Source organism: Roseobacter sp. OBYS 0001 (assembly GCF_019654895.1).
GTDB classification, from domain to species: Bacteria; Pseudomonadota; Alphaproteobacteria; order Rhodobacterales; family Rhodobacteraceae; genus Roseobacter; species Roseobacter litoralis.
The window spans coordinates 176,270-192,991 of record NZ_BPES01000002.1; the positions used below are offsets into that span (position 1 = coordinate 176,270).

Consider the following 16,722-nt stretch of genomic DNA (forward strand, 5'->3'; position numbering starts at 1 on the left):
GCATGATTAGTGTAACATACGAAGCGTTCACAAATTTTTGTTGTGTTTTCACAACATTTGTATTCCTTTATCACAATGGATAAACGCGACCTTTCCCGATTGTTCAAAGAACGCCTCAGCAGCCTGATCGACTCGCATACCGAGGGGCGCGGCCATTTCATGCGCTCGGTTGGCATTGACCGCTCTGCCATGAGTCAGTTTTTGAACCCCGACACGGATCGTTTGCCGCGCGCGGAAACGCTGCGCCGCATTGCGACGGTCAGCGGAGTCTCCGTCGATTGGCTTCTTTGTCTGGAAAACGCGCAAGAGGGTCGGCAAGAGGTTGCAGAAAGCGTTCAAATCGAGAAAGAGACTCAAGCCGACGGCTCAACCCCACTGGATCAATGGCGTAATGAGGCAGCGGGTTTCAAACTGCGCACGGTGCCCTCTACCCTGCCCGATATCATCAGTATTGCGCCCGATGTTTCGGACAGGTCCAGCGTGGAAGACGCCCGTGGGGGTGGCGTTGAAAATGTGCTGGAACGTATATCGCTGAACGACATGGATATTGAAGTCGCGATGCCGCTGCAAACGCTGCAGGATCTGTCGGCGCGTACCGGTCTGTGGCGCGGCACATCGCGAGACCGGTGTCACAGCCAGTTGGCCCATATGGCCCGCATCTGTGCCGACCACTACCCGGCCCTTCGCCTGCACGTTTATGACGGCGCAGAGGTTTTTTCAGCACCATTCACCGTCTTTGGGAATCAGCGTGTGGCTCTCTATATCGGCGGCGCTTATCTGGTGGTGAGCAGCGCGGATCAGGTACGTGGCTTTGCCCGGCAGTTCGATCGGTTGGTGCGGCGCGCGGTCATAAGCTCTGACAAGGTACACGTGACGCTTAAGGAACTTGCCGACGCTGTCTGATACGCAACCGTGCGACAGATCACAGCGTATTCAAAGAACCACCCATTCACAGTGTTGGCGTGGCGCGTTACGCACCTGCTGCGCCAGCGCTTTCACCTTGAAATGCGACAGGGCAAACAAACTACTTGGTCAGGTGGCTTTGCTCTGCTCCGGTGCTTCATGCGCGTTGCTGCCCATACCGTCGGGGATGATTTCAGCGTCTTCGATGATATCGCCCGTCTTTTCTTCGGGCTTCTCTTCCAAAGCACCCACGATCAGCGGTAACATCTGTACCCCGCCTGGCATGGCCATCTCTGACAAAGGCGGTGCTTTCCACGCCAAAGTATCAAAACTCTCGCAATTTTCGCAGAACGGGCCCCATTCCTGATGGATATGCTGGCAATTGTCACAGATCCACTGTGGTCCGCGCGACACGGTCAGCGCTTTGGCCAGCCATCCGCGCACAACGGTATCGGGTGCCCCCTCGCCCCGCTCAATCGCAGCCATCAAGGTAACGGAGCGCGCCGTTGCATCCGTTTCCGCCAGATCGCCCAAGGCACGCCGCGCTTCGGGGAAATCCTCATTGGCGATATGAAGTTCAGCCAAAAGCATCTTGGTTTCCGGATTTTCAGGCTTGATCCGCGTGATCGCCATAAAGCGCTTGATGCGTTCCGCCGGTGTTTCATTCGGCTCAATCGCAGCGAAAGCCGCTGCAAGGTCAGGGTGCGGATGCACTTCCCACGCTTTTTTCAGCAAACGCACAGCAAGACGCGGACGGTTCTGTTCAACATAACCGCCAGCGGCCATCACGGCTGCCGGGATCAGATCTGGCGACAGCTTGTTCGCCTCAATCGCCTTTTCCTGCACGTCGATGGAACTCTGATCAGACAGGATATCCTTGGCCTCCGACAGGGCCAGCACCGCATCGCGCCTTTTGTGCACATCACGCGGCAGATTTCCGTATTTCAGCTTTGCGCTCAATGTCTTGCGCGCACCGGACCAATCCTCTTTCTGAGCTTGCAGACGCAAAAGAACATCCTGCACTTCTTCGTGCTTTGGCTTGATCGCAAAGGCCTTTTCAGCCAACTGCAACGCGGTATCCGTGTCACCATCCGCCAGCTTTTGTTTCATGATACCGCGCACGCCGACAAAGCGCGTCGCGTCTGTCGTCACCAGCTTTTTATATGTTTCCTCAGCCTTGCGACGATCGCCAGCCATTTCAGCCGCCTGTGCCACAAGCAGGTTGGTGAGTTCCGGCTTATTGAGGTAACGCTCGGCTTTCACGGCCTTGGTCATCGCAACGCGACCCTCGCCACTGGCCAGCGCCATCAACCCTTCGGACAACGCCTGAAACCCTTTGCGTTCGCGGCTGCGGTCGAAATAGCGCGAAATCGCGGTCTCATCTCCCGATAAGAACCGCAGACATGCCACCAATAACGACAGGAGCTTGAGGAACAGCCACACCGCAAAGACCAAGACGGCCGCGGCGATCACGGATTGGATCGGGCTAAAGGTAAATTCGGTGCCCATCACCTGAACCTGAACGCCACCTTCGCTTTCCAAAAGATAAACCGCGCCCAACGCCAGAGCGGCGACCGCGACAACGAACAGGATAATCTTTATCAGGGACCAAAGCATCAGTGTCTTCCTTAATTGCTGTTCAGGCTATCAGCCAATTCGTTTGCCGCGTCCTGAGCAGCTTTGCGCGACTGTGCAGCATCCAGCCAGTCGGCCATGACCACCTTAGCCGCTTCGGGCAGCCCATCCGCTTCGGTCAGCGCCGTTTCAAGATCGCCGTTTTCAACAGCAGCCTGCATTCTCGACAAAACCGCATCGGGGTCAGACCCTTCGCGTGGCGTCACGGAGCGCATATTCAACTGGCGCTGAAAAAAGCCCGTGATCCCAACAACCTCGGATTCCGGTGTTTCCGAACGCGCTGCCGTCAATGCCGAGCGGGCAACATCGGGAAAGTCCTCTCTCAAGACCCCCATTGTCGGCACGCCATTTTCCGCAGCTTCCTGCAGCGGTGAAGGCACCTCAACAGGCGTCACCGCCTCAAGATCGGCCAGAGCAGTGCCAAACGGCTGGCCACTGTCGACAGCGGTTACGACCCGCGTCAATGCCGCGCGCGCCAATATCTGCGCCGCTTCCTTGGCAGCACCTGCCTCGGCAGCCTCTGCACGTTCGGCCAGTGCTGCGATCTCTTCATTCTGCGCTTCAAGCGCCGTCTGCAAGGATGCGATGGCTTCGTTTGCCTCAGCATTATCGGTCTGGATCGTCACCGGTTCCTGATTTTCCAAAGCGGCGATTGTCGCAGTCAGGGCAGCGATATCTGCTTCCAGCTCGGCGATAACATCAAGCGTCTCGGTCGTGTCCACTGCTTCAAGGGCATCCAGTCGCACCGCTTGCGCCTCAATCAAGGCCGCCTGCGCGGCAGCACGTTCAGATGCTTCAGCCGACGCCGCTTCAAGTGCGGTGATATCAACCACAGTACGCTGCATGGATGCTGGCAAATATGCATCCAACGTGTCACCACGCCCCGCGATAAAGCCGATCAATGCGGCAACCACACCGCCAAAAATCGCGGGCCACATACTGCCACGCACAACTTCGGGCTGCGGCTGAACGACTGGCTTTTGCACCGCTTCCGGTTCAGGTTCCTCGGGTTTTTCCTCGACCGGGTTCGCATCGGTTTCCTTGTCCCAAGGACTTTCGGATTTCTCAGCGGTATCTGCTTCCAGCTCTTTCTCGTTGGATTTGTCCGTGTCGAGCCAAGCCTCGTTTTCCACAGCATCGGATTTTTCATCCGTTTTGTCCTCGGCGTCGTGTTCTTTCAGCGCATCAACCGTCTCGACGGGATCGACCGTTTCGCTTTCGGTCGTCGCTGCGGCAATTTCCGCAGGCTTCTCGTATTCGGTCAGGTCATCCTTGGCATCCACATCAGACGGAGTTTCGTCCAACACAGGCTCTTTTTCCGGGAGCTCCTGCGCCTCTGGTTCTTGTTTCAAAACACCGTCAGCGTCTGGAATGTCGGTGGCGGTGGTGACGATTTCCTCCGCCTCAATTGGTTTCTCGACGCCTTGTTCAACCGTTTCAGTTGCCTTGTTGGGCTTTCGTGATTTTGCCAAATCTTCCACCTTTTCGAATCTTCACAGGCGTATGCTGTTAAGGAACCTTACCCCTGCCGCTCTGGCCTCTCAACCCAAGCTGTCGTTTAGTATAAGGTATTCCACACAAACTGCCATGGATTTTGCGGTGGGTTCCTGCGCAACCATCAGCTGCGAAACCGCTATTTCTTCTAAAGAATCCGCGACCGCCGAACTCATTGCAATAATATACAACTTCGGATGAGCCGGTGCCATCGCTCCAAAATGTGCAGCGGTACGTGGCGAAAAAAGCGGCACTATGACGGGCGTTTTTGCCTGCAGAACCGCTAACGCCTCCGCCGAAAAGGGTAAAAGACGTTGGTCATAGAGCGGCACATTCATGACATTCAAACCCGCAGCCGACAGCTCTTTGGCGACGTTTCCACGCACGAAAACCCCTGAATAGTGATGAATTTCACCTTGGGGCTGTTGGGTCAGCACGTATTCTTTCAAACCCGTGACTGTCGCACCTGCAAAAACACCATCCCATCCATGTGATTGCGCCAGTTCGGTCGTTTTTCGCCCCACGCAAAACGCGCGCCGCCCGTTTCCGTTAGGCGCAAGTTTCACGCCATTGGCAGAGGTGAAAATCGCATGCTGCGCGCCAGAGCAGTCAGCGCTTTGCTCTATCGGCGTGATCTCAAGAAGCGGGCTGCGAATGAATTCCAGACGATCGCGGACATTTGGTGCAATGCCCGCTTTAAACACGGAGTTCGATCCCTTTGGTCGCGTCAGGATCACAGGAATTTTTTGCACCGCCTTTGCCACCCCCCGGCATTGTTTGCGCCTCGCTTCGGTGTTACCTGCCAAGTCAAAGGCATGCAACGGGGGCTTGAATGGGCCACACTCAGACAGTTCTTGCGCTGGAAAGCAGTTGTGATGACACAGCCGCCGCCGTGCTGCGTAAAAACGCATCCGGCGAGACACAGATTTTATCCTCGATTGTGCGCGGACAGGATGGCCTGCATGCGGCCTACGGTGGCGTTGTCCCCGAGATTGCGGCCCGCGCGCATGCGGAAATTTTGGACCTCTGTGTCGAGGAAGCACTGGATGTTGCGCAGACGCCCCTGCAGGACATTGACGCGATTGCTGTCACTGCGGGTCCCGGCCTGATTGGCGGTGTGGTGTCAGGCGTCATGTGCGCCAAGGGCCTCGCTCTGGCGACGGGCAAACCGCTTTATGGCATCAACCATCTTGCGGGCCATGCGCTGACCCCTCGATTGACGGATAGTGTCCCGTTTCCCTATCTGATGCTGCTCGTATCGGGGGGGCATTGTCAGTTCTTGCTCGTCAAAGGGCCAAATGATTTCAAACGCATCGGTGGCACGATTGACGATGCACCGGGGGAAGCCTTTGACAAGATCGCGCGGCTGCTGGCTTTGCCGCAACCGGGCGGCCCTTCGGTGGAACAGGCGGCACTGCGGGGGGATGCGAAACGGTTTTCCCTACCGCGCCCGATGCTGGACCGCCCGGGGTGCGACATGTCATTCTCAGGCTTGAAAACCGCAGTTCTGAGGGCGCGCGACGGGTTGGTGCGGGATCAGGGCGGGCTTTACCCACAGGATCAGGCAGACCTGAGCGCGGGCTTTCAGGCCGCAGTCGTTGATGTTCTGGCGGAAAAAACGAGCCGCGCGATGCAGCAATATCATCAGCTTTCACCGAGTACGGCGACACTATGTGTCGCTGGTGGTGTCGCAGCAAATATGGCAATTCGTGCCAGATTAGAGACGGTTGCGCGGGACAATGGGGCCGGTTTTGTTGCGCCGCCGCTTGCCTTATGTACCGATAATGCCGCAATGATCGGCTTTGCCGCACTTGAGAGAATGGCAGACCATCCGCCCGATGATCTGACACTTGCCGCCCGTCCAAGATGGCCGCTTGATGCAAAAAGCCCCGCAATGCTCGGCAGCGGCAAAAAAGGGGCAAAGGCATGAGTGTCGGCGTATTGGGTGCGGGCGCTTTCGGCACGGCTTTGGCCATCTCGCTTGGTCAAACCGCCCCGGTCCTGTTGTGGGCGCGCGATGCCAAACAGGCGCAGTTGATGCACCAAAACCGCGAAAACAAAGCGCGTCTGCCCGGATTTTTTTTGCCGGCAAATGTCGTTGTCACATCAAACCTCGCCGACCTGCAAAAATGCGACGTGCTTCTGTTGGCCGTGCCAGCGCAAAAGCTGCGCCAGTTCCTGCGTGGCGTTGACCAGATGGTTGCCGGAAAAACGCTTGTCGCGTGCTGCAAGGGCATTGAGCTTGAGACCGGCATGGGGCCCGTCGATATCGCGCGTGAAATCTGCCCGCAGAGCGAACATGCGATCCTGACCGGCCCAAGTTTTGCCAATGACATTGCAAAAGGGCTGCCGACCGCGCTGACGCTGGCCTGCGCCAACCCGAATCGCGCGCGCGATTTGCAGCAAGAGCTGTCAAACAGCACGCTGCGCCTGTATCGCACCACCGATGTGACCGGCGCGCAATTGGGCGGGGCGCTGAAAAACGTCATCGCCATTGCCTGCGGTGCCGCCATCGGTGCGCGGCTCGGCGAAAGCGCGCGCGCCGCGCTGATGACCCGTGGAAATGCGGAAATGCAGCGTTACGCGCAATTCAAAGGCGCAGATCCAGCCACTCTGTCCGGGCTGTCCGGGTTCGGCGATCTGGTGCTGACCTGCACATCGGACCTGTCCCGGAATTACCGGTTTGGGTTATCACTGGGTGCGGGTAAGGCGTTTGATCCCGAGACGACTATTGAGGGTGCCGCGACCGCTTGCGCTGTGGCGCGTGATGCCCGTGAGAACGCCCTTGATTTGCCAATCTTATCCGTGGTTGCGGCACTTGTGGAAAACAGGTTGGATGTCGCAGATGCCATGGCCACACTTTTGTCCCGTTCACTGAAGGAAGAATAACATGCTCGTCGCTCTCATTGCTCATGACAAACCGGGTGCATTGCCCATTCGTCAGGAAAACCGCCCCGCGCATGTGGAATACCTCAAATCCAGCGCGGCCGTGCAACAGGCAGGCCCCTTGCTGAATGACGCCGGCGAGATGTGCGGTTCTCTGATCATTCTGGATGTGGCGGATATGGATGAAGCGCGAGCCTGGGTCCAAGGTGACCCCTATGGCGCCGCTGGACTATTTGCGTCGGTCGATCTGATCCCTTGGAACCGGGTGATCGGCTGATGGCCTATTGGTTGTTCAAATCGGAACCGTCGACCTGGAGTTGGGACGATCAAATGGCCAAAGGTGAGGCGGGCGAAGAATGGGATGGCGTGCGCAATTATCAGGCCCGAAATTTTATGCGCCAGATGAAGGTTGGCGATCTGGGTTTCTTTTACCATTCGCAAAAAGAGAAATCCATTGTTGGGATTGTTGAGGTGATCGCAGAGGCGCATCCGGACAGCACAACCGAGGATGAACGCTGGGACTGCGTGGACATCAAGGCCGTGCGGCCCGTGAAGACACCTGTGAGTCTGGAGGCGGTAAAGCAAGACGAGAGGCTGGCCGACATGGCGCTGTTGAAAATGTCCCGGTTATCGGTGCAGCCCGTTCAGCCCGAGGAATGGGCGGTCATTTGTGACATGGCGGGTGTGCCTGACGCCGGTCAAGGAAGCCAGCAGGGTTGAATAAGGCTTGGGTCCAGTACGGTACATTATGAGTGGTTGCGGCTCGAAGCAGTGCGAAGGTCCTGATGAGGGTGATCGGCGCATTTCGCGATAGTGTCGGAACTCACAACTGTCTGAAATGCGAATTCGCTTTCGCGCATCCGGCGCGTTCATCTAGGCACAATGTGAAAGGTGTTTTTACCGGGCTTGGTCCTAAACAGGTTCTTAAACTGAAAAAGGGTCCTGCGCATAAGCCAGAACCCTTCTTCACCCCACGTGCTCCCTAGTCCACCACACGTGTTTGAATTTGGTCCTGGCCATACTGGCCGGGTGCTTTATTGATAGCCCAGCACATAAATAAGTGCAATTCTTCAATAGTTTAAAAGCCGTACAAAAAAGAAACGCCTCTTTAACAAAAGAGGCGTTCAACAGATCAATATCGGTTTTGACTATCCGTAGACAGCCTCTTTTCCAAAATGCTTGGTCAACATGTAATACACCACAGCGCGGTATTTATTCCGCTCGGATTTACCATAGGTCTCGATGACTTTATTGATGGCTTCCATCAACTCAGGACCATCGGCAAGACCAAGTTTTTTCATCAAAAACTTTTCTTTGACGGTTTCCAGTTCCGATGCCTGACTGCTGGCGACCGTTGATGCATCCGCGTTGTAAATCGCAGGCCCACACCCAATGGTCACTTTGGTGAGGAGGTCCATATCAGGCTCCATCCCGCATTTGTTCTTCAGATCTTCTGCATATTGCGCGATCAGATCGTCCCGCTTACCCATAATAAAATTCCCTCGTTGGTTAAAAGGCCGTCAAACTTGGGCCTCAACCGAAATGATAGGACCTGATGGACCATCGAAAAAGGGATAATTTACCACAGTTTTCCCCATAAGCGGATTTTCCCGATCCTTGGGGTCACAGGATGTGTCTCCCGGGCAGCATAAAAACGCCTCCCGGAAACCACTTGGCCTATTCTGCATGCCGGTCTGAAGTCAGTACCGGTAGTGTTCCGGCTTGAAGGGACCTTCCGGTTTCACACCGATATACGCCGCTTGCTCCGCGTCCAGCGAGGTTAGTTTCACGCCGATCCGGTCAAGGTGCAAACGCGCAACTTTTTCATCCAGATGTTTGGGCAGGATATAGACCTCGTTGTTATACGCATCCCCACGGGTCCAGAGTTCGATCTGGGCGAGCACCTGATTGGTAAAGGACGCGGACATCACGAAAGACGGGTGCCCGGTCGCGTTGCCGAGGTTCAGCAAGCGCCCCTCGGAGAGCAAAATGAGACGATTGCCATTCGGCATCTCGATCATGTCTACCTGCTCTTTGATATTAGTCCATTTGTGGTTCTTGAGCGACGCAACCTGAATTTCATTGTCGAAGTGGCCAATGTTCCCGACGATCGCCATGTCTTTCATGGCGCGCATATGTTCAATGCGGATCACGTCCTTGTTGCCGGTCGTGGTGATAAAGATATCGGCGGAATCGACCACATCTTCGAGCAAGACAACCTCAAAACCGTCCATGGCCGCCTGCAAGGCGCAGATCGGGTCAACTTCGGTGACTTTTACACGGGCACCCGCACCGCTCAAGCTGGCGGCGGAGCCTTTGCCCACATCGCCATATCCCATGACGACCGCGACTTTGCCCGCCATCATCGTATCTGTGGCGCGGCGGATGCCATCCACCAGAGATTCCTTGCAGCCGTATTTGTTGTCAAACTTCGACTTGGTGACAGAATCGTTCACATTGATCGCAGGGAACGGCAATTGCCCTTGTTTGACGAGATCGTAAAGACGATGCACGCCGGTTGTCGTCTCTTCGCTGACGCCCTTGATCTGATCGCGGATTTTCGTAAACCAACCCGGGGACGCGGTCATACGTTTTTTGATCTGCGCCTTGATCGCCTCTTCTTCTTCTGATGTCGGCACAGGGATAATTTCTTCGCCTGCCTCGGCGCGCGCACCAAGCAGAACATACAACGTAGCATCGCCGCCATCATCAAGGATCAGGTTCGGACCATCCTCAAACATGAATGACCGGTCCAGATAGTCCCAGTGTTCTTCCAGGGACTGCCCTTTAATCGCAAATACCGGCGTCCCACCCAAGGCGATGGCTGCAGCGGCGTGATCCTGCGTGGAAAAGATATTGCACGACGCCCAGCGCACATCAGCCCCCAAGGCAACAAGCGTTTCGATCAGAACTGCGGTCTGGATCGTCATATGGAGCGAGCCAACAATGCGTGATCCTGCCAGCGGTTTGCTTTCGCCGTATTCCTCGCGCAGCGCCATCAGGCCCGGCATTTCGGTTTCGGCGATATCAAGCTCTTTACGGCCAAATTCAGCAAGGGCGATATCTTTTACGACATAGTCTTTGGTCACGCGGGCACTCCAAGGCTCTGAATGATCTTTGCCGCTGCTCTACCACCCGTTGCAGGGCGCTGCAACAGAACGAATACCAACAATTATCCACATCCTGTGAACCAGCATAATCTTCATGGGTTTGCCCTGCGTCTGTGACACTGAAAAGCTGAGTGCTGGACAATATCTTTCACTTCTTTAGGAATAAGCGCAGAGTGTCCTGAGCCCGACCCCGCCAGCGACATATTTTGAAAAAGCAACGAGCAAACGCCCGGCTATGTCCACAGCACCCACAGAGTCATTTCAGGTCAGGTTAACGGCATCGCGCCCGCCGCGCCACAAAAGGGCGATTGTCTTTTGTTGCGACCAGAATTACCTCGCTTTTGCGTCACATGCTGCGGCGCAGATTGCATCGCTTGTGGAAAAGCCGGCATTCGACATCTGTATCTGTTACGGTCAGCAGGCAGTTGTGCTTCCGGAAAGTCTTGCCGGATTGGGAATACGGCTTTGTCACATAGATGTCGGCGACGTCTTTGATGGCCTGCGTCTGGATAAGGGCAAGACGCATGACGTATACTTGCGCATCGCCCTGCCGACCGCTTTTGCCGGTGAATATGATAAAATACTTTATCTGGGTTCGGATATTTTCATTCGAGGTGGTGATTTCAATGCGCTTCTTGATATTGACGTCGCACCACATTGCATCGCATCGGTTCGCGACAACGTGCAATGGCGCACACCGAACCGGCAAAACAAACGGAATACAATCAAGGGGATAGTTCCGTCTGCATACTTTAATGCAGGGATAATGCTAATGGATGTGCATGCCTATACCGAACAGGAGCTGATGCGGCGTTGCATCGAATTTGGCCGCGCGCGCCGTCAGGATTTGAAACGTCATGACCAGAACCTTTATAATGCGGTGCTGCAAGACGATTGGGCCGAAATAAGCCCCGTCTGGAACTGGCAGTATTCATGGTCAACGCGACTTTTTGCAGTTTTCGCATATCCGAACATCATACATTTCATCGGGCCCGCGAAACCATGGAAGGACCAGAGCGGACAGTTCGAACCGCGCTTTGCTGACTCATTTGCCCGTTTTATCAGGACACACTTTCCAGACTCCAAGCAAGTGGAAACGGGGGGTAGAAGGCTCGCACCAGACAGTATGAAAATGACGAAAATGCTAATCAAACATCTGATATCGGCGCGAAAGATAGCGCGCTTTCTCTCGAGATTTCCTGATGAATTGACGGTCCACCGATGAAGCGGGCCTGGCAAAGAATGCTGTCGGGGCGCAGGCTGGATCTACTCGACCCCACGCCCGTTGACGTCGAGATAGAAGACATCGCGCGCGGTCTTGCCTTTGTGGCACGCTGGAATGGTCAGACCAATGGCGTGCATGCCTATTCCGTTGCGGAACACTCTCTATTGGTAGAGACGCTTTTTACCCGCATCACCGGCAAGGCACCCCCCAAATGGCAGTTGGCCGCCCTTTTGCATGATGCCCCTGAATACGTGATTGGCGATATGATCTCGCCGGTGAAAGCCGCCGTTGGACCGGGGTATGAAGCGCTGGACGTACGGTTGATGGCAGCCATCCATCTGCGGTTTGGTCTTCCCGCTGTCATCCCTGTTGCAGTGAAGCGTCAGATCAAGAAAGCCGACAAGATCAGCGCCTGGATGGAAGCCACGCAGATCGCCGGTTTTTCCGAAGACGAAGCCAGCAAGTTTTTCGGCAAACCAGATCACAAGGTCATGCAGGGGTTGGAAATTACCTTGCGCGCCCCGGCTGAGACGCGGCACGCCTTTACCGCGCGCCACAACGAATTGCTGGCGGCGATGCCATGATAGATGTACGGCGTGCGATGGTTCTTGATTGCAGGTCAATGGCGCGCCTGCTGAACGCCATCATTGAAAAAGGCGGCACCACCGCGTTGACGCGCCCAGTCACAGCCGATGACATTGCAGAACGAATGGAAAGCAACGCAGATCGTTCTGCCTGGCATGTAGCCCTAGATAGCGAGGAACAGGTTGTCGGGTTTCAATGGATCATGCCGAACCTCAAGCTGCCATCTGAAGCGGTTGATATTGCGACTTTCGTGCAACTTGGACAAACTGGGCTTGGCATCGGTTCTGCGTTGTTTACCGCAACTGCGGGTGCCGCCAAGGACCTCGGCTATGAATGGATCAACGCGACGATCCGCGCGGATAATGACGGCGGGTTGACCTATTATCAAAGCCGCGGCTTTCGCGATTGGGCATTTGACGAAAACGTGGCATTAGCCGACGGTCAGCGCGTCGACAAAATCAGCAAGCGTTTTGACCTGACCTGAGAGCTCAGCGCGGGCTGCGCTTGGCCAGAATGCGTTGCAGCGTCCGGCGATGCATGTTTAACCGTCGCGCCGTTTCACTGACGTTACGGTCGCAAAGCTCATAGACCCGCTGAATATGTTCCCAACGCACTCTGTCCGCACTCATCGGGTTTTCGGGCGGTGGCGGCAGATCGTCACCCGTCGCCAGCAATGCGTTCACGATATCCGTCGCATCCGCCGGTTTCGACAGATAATCAACGGCACCGATTTTTACGGCAGCCACAGCCGTTGCAATCGCACCATATCCCGTCAGCACGACGACCCGCGTATCCGGGCGTTTTTCGCGCAGAACTTCGACCACATCGAGGCCATTGCCATCCTCAAGCCGCAGGTCGACAACGGCAAAGGCCGGAGGCCGCGCGGTCGCAATGGCACGCCCGGCAGCGACCGAGCCTGCTGTTTCCACCTGAAAGCCGCGCTTTTCCATCGCTTTTGCCAGACGGCGCAGGAAAGGTTCGTCGTCATCCAACAAAAGGATGCTCTTGTCGTCACCTAACTCAATCGGGTTCATATCCGGCATATCCGCTCTTTCCTGCACACTTAGTGTCCGTTCGGATATATATGTGGCGCAAAACCCCACAGGTCAAATAAGTTTAACCGATAAGGCTATGACGGTTCACGCATTCTCTACGAAACAGGCGACCGTTTCGGCCATTTGTTCTGGTGCAACCTCGCGGCGAAAGAACTCCACGAAACCGTGTTCTGGCAGGACGAGGTAACTGAACGTCGAATGATCCACGAGGTAAAAATCCTCATCGCCCTCGTGCGCTTTGTAATACGTCCGATATGCGGTGCTGGCTGCTTTGACTTGCTCCGGTGATCCCGTCAGCCCAATCATCCGTTCATGCATATTGGCTGCAAAATCACCGACAACCTCCGGCGTGTCCCGCTTGGGGTCGATCGAGATGAAAACCGGGGTCACGGACATGCCGTTCTCCTCCAGAACCTCCACGGCCACTGCGTTACGTGCCACATCCAGCGGGCAGACATCCGGGCAGAATGTATAGCCAAAGTAAAGGATGGATGGTTCCGTGATGACATCGGCGTCCGTGACCACGTCACCCTGCGCATTCACCAGCTCAAAAGGTCCGCCCAAAGCACCTGCACCCCCTGCAACGGTGCTTGATCGGCATTGCGCAAACTGATCGTCACTTTTGGACGACTGCGTTGCAATCCACAGACCACCCAAAACGCCGACCACACCAGCGACAGAAATCAAAGCGATGAAACGCGTATTCATGAGCATCTCCTTCAGAGGCAAGGGTTGATCCTAGATAGGTGCAGTCCTACCGTGTTTGAAGGACAGTGCAACTCAACAACCGGTGATATTTTGGCAGATCTGAACCTCAGGCCCTTTTCTGACGATAGGCGCGCGAATTGGATCAGACTTCGGACGCTTATCTTGTTGCGCTGGTTCGCCATCGCCGGGCAACTGGCTGCCATCACCGTGGCGCAAAAGATGTATGGGTTACAGCTTGAACTGGGCTTGTGCTATCTGGCAATTGGGGCCTCCGCCATCGCCAATCTTGTGGCCACCTTTATCTTTCCGGAAAACAAGCGCCTGACCGAAAGTCAGAACATGCTGACGGTCCTTTTCGATCTGCTTCAGCTGAGTTTTCTGTTGTTCCTCACCGGCGGTCTGCATAACCCGTTTGCCCTGCTGATGCTTGGGCCCGTCACGATTTCAGCCGCTGTTCTGACATTGCGCTCGACAGTATTTTTGGGCGGTACGGCCATCATTCTCGTGTCGCTTCTGGCACAATTCAATTTCCCGCTGCGCACCGAACAGGGGTTCATCCTTGCGATGCCTGACGTGTTTTTGTTCGGGAACTGGATCGCGCTGATCATCGCGATTGTCTTTATTAGTGCCTATTCCATACGGATCACCTCCGAAATTCACTCCATGTCTGACGCCTTGTCCGCCACACAGATGGCCCTGTCGCGCGAACAAAAGCTGACGGATTTGGGCGGTGTTGTTGCCGCCGCTGCGCATGAACTTGGGACTCCTCTTGCGACCATAAAACTGGCCAGTGGCGAATTATATGACGAACTTTCCGACCGCTCGGACTTGCAAGAGGATGCCGCGTTGATCCGCGAACAGGCGGATCGATGTCGCGACATCCTGCGCGATATGGGGCGCGCCGGAAAAGATGATCTGCACCTGCATCAGGCCCCTTTGCGCGCAGTCCTCGAAGAAGCCGCAGAACCCCATATGGACCGCGGCAAGGAGATTATTTTCCAGATCATCGGGCCGGAAATTGCGCAGCCCACAATCCTGAGGAAGCCCGAAATCATTCATGGCGTGCGCAACCTGATCCAGAATGCGGTTGATTTTGCAAAGTCTCAGATTTGGGTTGAGGCCAGTTGGGCGCAGGACACGATCTCGCTCAGGATCATGGACGATGGGAATGGGTTTCCGCCACATTTGCTTGGTAGAATCGGCGACCCCTTCATGAAACGGCGCAGGTCGGCATCTGAAAAAGGCGCGCGACCGGGGTATGAGGGCATGGGGTTGGGGCTTTTTATCGCCAAAACGCTTCTTGAGCGCTCGGGCGCTGAACTCAGCTTTGCCAATGGGCGCGAGGAATCATCCTCGCAGGGGGGCGGGATCGGTGCCGTAGTCGAGGTCAAATGGCTGAGGCGACAGATTGATGCACTTGAAGGAGATCGCCCTGTGACCAAGGGTGAAAACCAACGTTTCGCCGTTTAGAGGCGCGGCACAGACGGCTTCATTAACCGTGAATTAACCAAGCCGTGGGAAGCCTGTAGTGTACTTTTGCACGGGGCTGATTATCGATGGAAGTCTTTGACATTGCTGCAGTCGCGGGTGCCGCTGTCTTAAGCATCTTGGTGGCGGTTTATTGGATGTTCAGCAGGCAGCAACAAACTGCTTCTGACAATAGCGTCCTGCCGGGCAATGCTGAGCACTGTGTTTCTCTCCTGTTTGAAGATGAAAACCTTGAGCATGCCTCTGATACAGCGGCAAAACTCTATAAATTGATACCCGGGCGGGACGATTGGTCCGGCATGCGGGAACGGCTGATCAATCGCTTTCCAAACCTGCCGGAACGCCCCCTGCTGGCCCAGGCGGGTCAGACGACCGTGCCCGCGCGCGACCTTGAAGACGCAGCCGTTCTTGAGCTGACGCGCACAGGCACATTCACGCGAATCAACATGATCGAAAGCGAAGTACAAACATCAGCACAATCACTGCGTTTCAAAAACCTTCAGCAGGAAATAGAAGACCTGCGCAGGGCCAGCGACACAACACCGCATGCAATCTGGCAGGTCGACTCCGAAGGGTCGGTAACATGGCACAATGCGGCATATACCGCTCTGTACAAACGGCTGCACCAGACAGAACCGGACCCCTGCAAACCGGTTTTTGACATTGCACCCTCCTTTCATGAAACAGCGGGGCGGCAACGTGTGTCGGCCCAATTGCCGGATAATGACCACAAAGACTGGTATGACGTGAACGTGGCCAGCGTTGGTGACATCATGATTTTTCACGCGGTCGATGTGAATGCTGTGGTCAAATCCGAGGCCGCCCAGCGCAATTTTGTTCAGACGCTGGCGAAGACCTTTGCGCAGCTATCCATCGGCCTGGCGATCTTTGACCGGAATGGACAATTGGCGCTGTTCAATCCTGCACTGATTGATCTGACCGAATTGCCTGCGGATTTCCTGAGCGGGCGTCCGACGCTTATGTCTTTTTTTGATCGGATCCGCGAAAACAGGCGGATGCCGGAACCCAAAAACTACCACTCATGGCGTCAACAGATCACCGAGGTAATTGCCGCTGCAACAGATGGTCGCTATCAGGAAACCTGGACGCTTGAGACCGGGCAGACATATCGTGTCAGTGGCCGTCCGCACCCGGATGGTGCCATTGCGTTCTTAATCGAAGACATCAGCGCCGAAGTCTCTCTGACGCGAAATTTCCGCGCAGAGCTTGAGCTTGGCCAATCGTTGATGGACACGTTCGACGAGGCAATCGTTGTCTTTTCTTCAACCGGCGTCCTGACATTCTGCAATCTGGCGTACCGTGAACTTTGGGGCCTTGATCCTGACAATTCGTTTGCGGATGTGACGATCAACGATTCAGTCGGCGCTTGGCAAGAAAACTGCGCGCACAACAAACTCTGGGAGGGGTTGATCGATTTTGTCCTCGATTTTGGCGAAAAAACCTCCTGGCACATGACAGCATCACTGCTGTCCGGCGCAGAGGTCAAATGCACTGTTTCGCGCATCTCCTCTGGTGCTACTGTCGTTCGGTTCGCCGTCATGGGGAATGGCACGCCGCCCGCCTTGGAACATCTGTCAGACGCGCATTCTGACTAAACCGCAGCAAATCCGCT

Annotated in this window: 17 protein-coding genes; 10 read left to right on the forward strand and 7 right to left on the reverse strand. The window is 55.5% G+C overall.

The genetic code is table 11. The features are described from left to right. The first annotated feature begins 75 nt into the window (after positions 1–75). On the forward strand, positions 76–903 hold the full coding sequence (locus K5Q35_RS06360) for a transcriptional regulator (RefSeq protein ID WP_220798918.1): 828 nt from the start codon (positions 76–78) through the stop codon (positions 901–903). A gap of 129 nt (positions 904–1,032) precedes the next feature. Here the strand turns inward: K5Q35_RS06360 and K5Q35_RS06365 are convergent, their stop codons facing one another. Genes K5Q35_RS06365 through K5Q35_RS06375 form a run of 3 tightly spaced genes read right to left on the reverse strand, consistent with a single transcriptional unit; the run spans position 1,033 to position 4,943 of the window. Beyond that, the gene (locus tag K5Q35_RS06365; protein ID WP_013963906.1) at positions 1,033–2,520 is read right to left on the reverse strand and encodes a heme biosynthesis protein HemY; all 1,488 of its coding nucleotides are present in this window, start codon (positions 2,518–2,520) and stop codon (positions 1,033–1,035) included. A gap of 11 nt (positions 2,521–2,531) precedes the next feature. Further along, on the reverse strand, positions 2,532–4,019 hold the full coding sequence (locus tag K5Q35_RS06370; protein ID WP_220798919.1) for a COG4223 family protein: 1,488 nt from the start codon (positions 4,017–4,019) through the stop codon (positions 2,532–2,534). 60 nt (positions 4,020–4,079) lie between these two features. Beyond that, a complete protein-coding gene (locus K5Q35_RS06375) occupies positions 4,080–4,943 on the reverse strand; it encodes a uroporphyrinogen-III synthase (protein ID WP_245538090.1) in 864 nt (287 codons plus the stop codon). Here K5Q35_RS06375 and tsaD point away from each other — a divergent pair. From tsaD to K5Q35_RS06395, 4 genes are read left to right on the forward strand one after another with little or no spacing between them, the layout of a single operon-like run. Further along, a complete protein-coding gene (tsaD, locus tag K5Q35_RS06380; protein WP_220798920.1) occupies positions 4,865–5,962 on the forward strand; it encodes a tRNA (adenosine(37)-N6)-threonylcarbamoyltransferase complex transferase subunit TsaD in 1,098 nt (365 codons plus the stop codon). The genes K5Q35_RS06375 and tsaD overlap by 79 nt on opposite strands. Beyond that, a complete protein-coding gene (locus K5Q35_RS06385) occupies positions 5,959–6,921 on the forward strand; it encodes an NAD(P)H-dependent glycerol-3-phosphate dehydrogenase (RefSeq protein WP_220798921.1) in 963 nt (320 codons plus the stop codon). Before tsaD ends, K5Q35_RS06385 begins: the two co-directional genes overlap by 4 nt. A 1-nt stretch (position 6,922) precedes the next feature. Beyond that, a complete protein-coding gene (locus tag K5Q35_RS06390; RefSeq protein ID WP_220798922.1) occupies positions 6,923–7,195 on the forward strand; it encodes a YciI family protein in 273 nt (90 codons plus the stop codon). Next, complete coding sequence (locus K5Q35_RS06395) at positions 7,195–7,638, forward strand: EVE domain-containing protein (protein WP_220798923.1); 444 nt, start codon at positions 7,195–7,197, stop codon at positions 7,636–7,638. The genes K5Q35_RS06390 and K5Q35_RS06395 overlap by 1 nt, the downstream gene beginning before the upstream one ends. 428 nt (positions 7,639–8,066) lie before the next feature. On the opposite strand, the gene K5Q35_RS06400 is transcribed toward K5Q35_RS06395, so the two are convergent. Together K5Q35_RS06400 and ahcY are read right to left on the reverse strand one after the other, a co-directional pair. Next, positions 8,067–8,408, reverse strand: coding sequence for a DUF2853 family protein (locus tag K5Q35_RS06400; protein WP_013963913.1), 342 nt, complete (start codon positions 8,406–8,408; stop codon positions 8,067–8,069). 210 nt (positions 8,409–8,618) lie between these two features. After that, positions 8,619–10,007, reverse strand: a complete 1,389-nt coding sequence (ahcY, locus tag K5Q35_RS06405) for an adenosylhomocysteinase (RefSeq protein ID WP_220798924.1) — start codon at positions 10,005–10,007, stop codon at positions 8,619–8,621. 256 nt (positions 10,008–10,263) lie between these two features. Here ahcY and K5Q35_RS06410 point away from each other — a divergent pair, with 256 nt between their 5' ends. The 3 genes from K5Q35_RS06410 to K5Q35_RS06420 are packed head-to-tail and all read left to right on the forward strand — an operon-like array spanning position 10,264 to position 12,322. Continuing rightward, the gene (locus tag K5Q35_RS06410) at positions 10,264–11,253 is read left to right on the forward strand and encodes a glycosyltransferase family 8 protein (protein ID WP_220798925.1); all 990 of its coding nucleotides are present in this window, start codon (positions 10,264–10,266) and stop codon (positions 11,251–11,253) included. Further along, positions 11,250–11,837: a YfbR-like 5'-deoxynucleotidase gene (locus K5Q35_RS06415; RefSeq protein WP_220798926.1), complete on the forward strand. Its 588-nt coding sequence runs from the start codon at positions 11,250–11,252 to the stop codon at positions 11,835–11,837. Before K5Q35_RS06410 ends, K5Q35_RS06415 begins: the two co-directional genes overlap by 4 nt. Next, positions 11,834–12,322, forward strand: a complete 489-nt coding sequence (locus tag K5Q35_RS06420) for a GNAT family N-acetyltransferase (RefSeq protein ID WP_220798927.1) — start codon at positions 11,834–11,836, stop codon at positions 12,320–12,322. The genes K5Q35_RS06415 and K5Q35_RS06420 overlap by 4 nt, the downstream gene beginning before the upstream one ends. A 4-nt stretch (positions 12,323–12,326) precedes the next feature. On the opposite strand, the gene K5Q35_RS06425 is transcribed toward K5Q35_RS06420, so the two are convergent. Both K5Q35_RS06425 and K5Q35_RS06430 read right to left on the reverse strand, forming a co-directional pair. Then, entirely contained in the window at positions 12,327–12,881 is a 555-nt protein-coding gene (locus K5Q35_RS06425; RefSeq protein WP_013963918.1) for an ActR/PrrA/RegA family redox response regulator transcription factor, read from the reverse strand. A gap of 96 nt (positions 12,882–12,977) precedes the next feature. Further along, positions 12,978–13,601, reverse strand: coding sequence for an SCO family protein (locus K5Q35_RS06430; RefSeq protein WP_220798928.1), 624 nt, complete (start codon positions 13,599–13,601; stop codon positions 12,978–12,980). Positions 13,602–13,691: 90 nt separating this feature from the next. On the opposite strand from K5Q35_RS06430, the gene regB reads away from it, so the two are divergent. Both regB and K5Q35_RS06440 read left to right on the forward strand, forming a co-directional pair. Beyond that, positions 13,692–15,071, forward strand: a complete 1,380-nt coding sequence (gene regB / locus K5Q35_RS06435; RefSeq protein ID WP_220799136.1) for a sensor histidine kinase RegB — start codon at positions 13,692–13,694, stop codon at positions 15,069–15,071. 86 nt (positions 15,072–15,157) lie between these two features. After that, positions 15,158–16,705 (forward strand): PAS-domain containing protein, encoded by a 1,548-nt coding sequence (locus K5Q35_RS06440; protein ID WP_220798929.1) that lies wholly within the window; start codon positions 15,158–15,160, stop codon positions 16,703–16,705. The last annotated feature ends 17 nt before the right edge of the window (positions 16,706–16,722 follow it).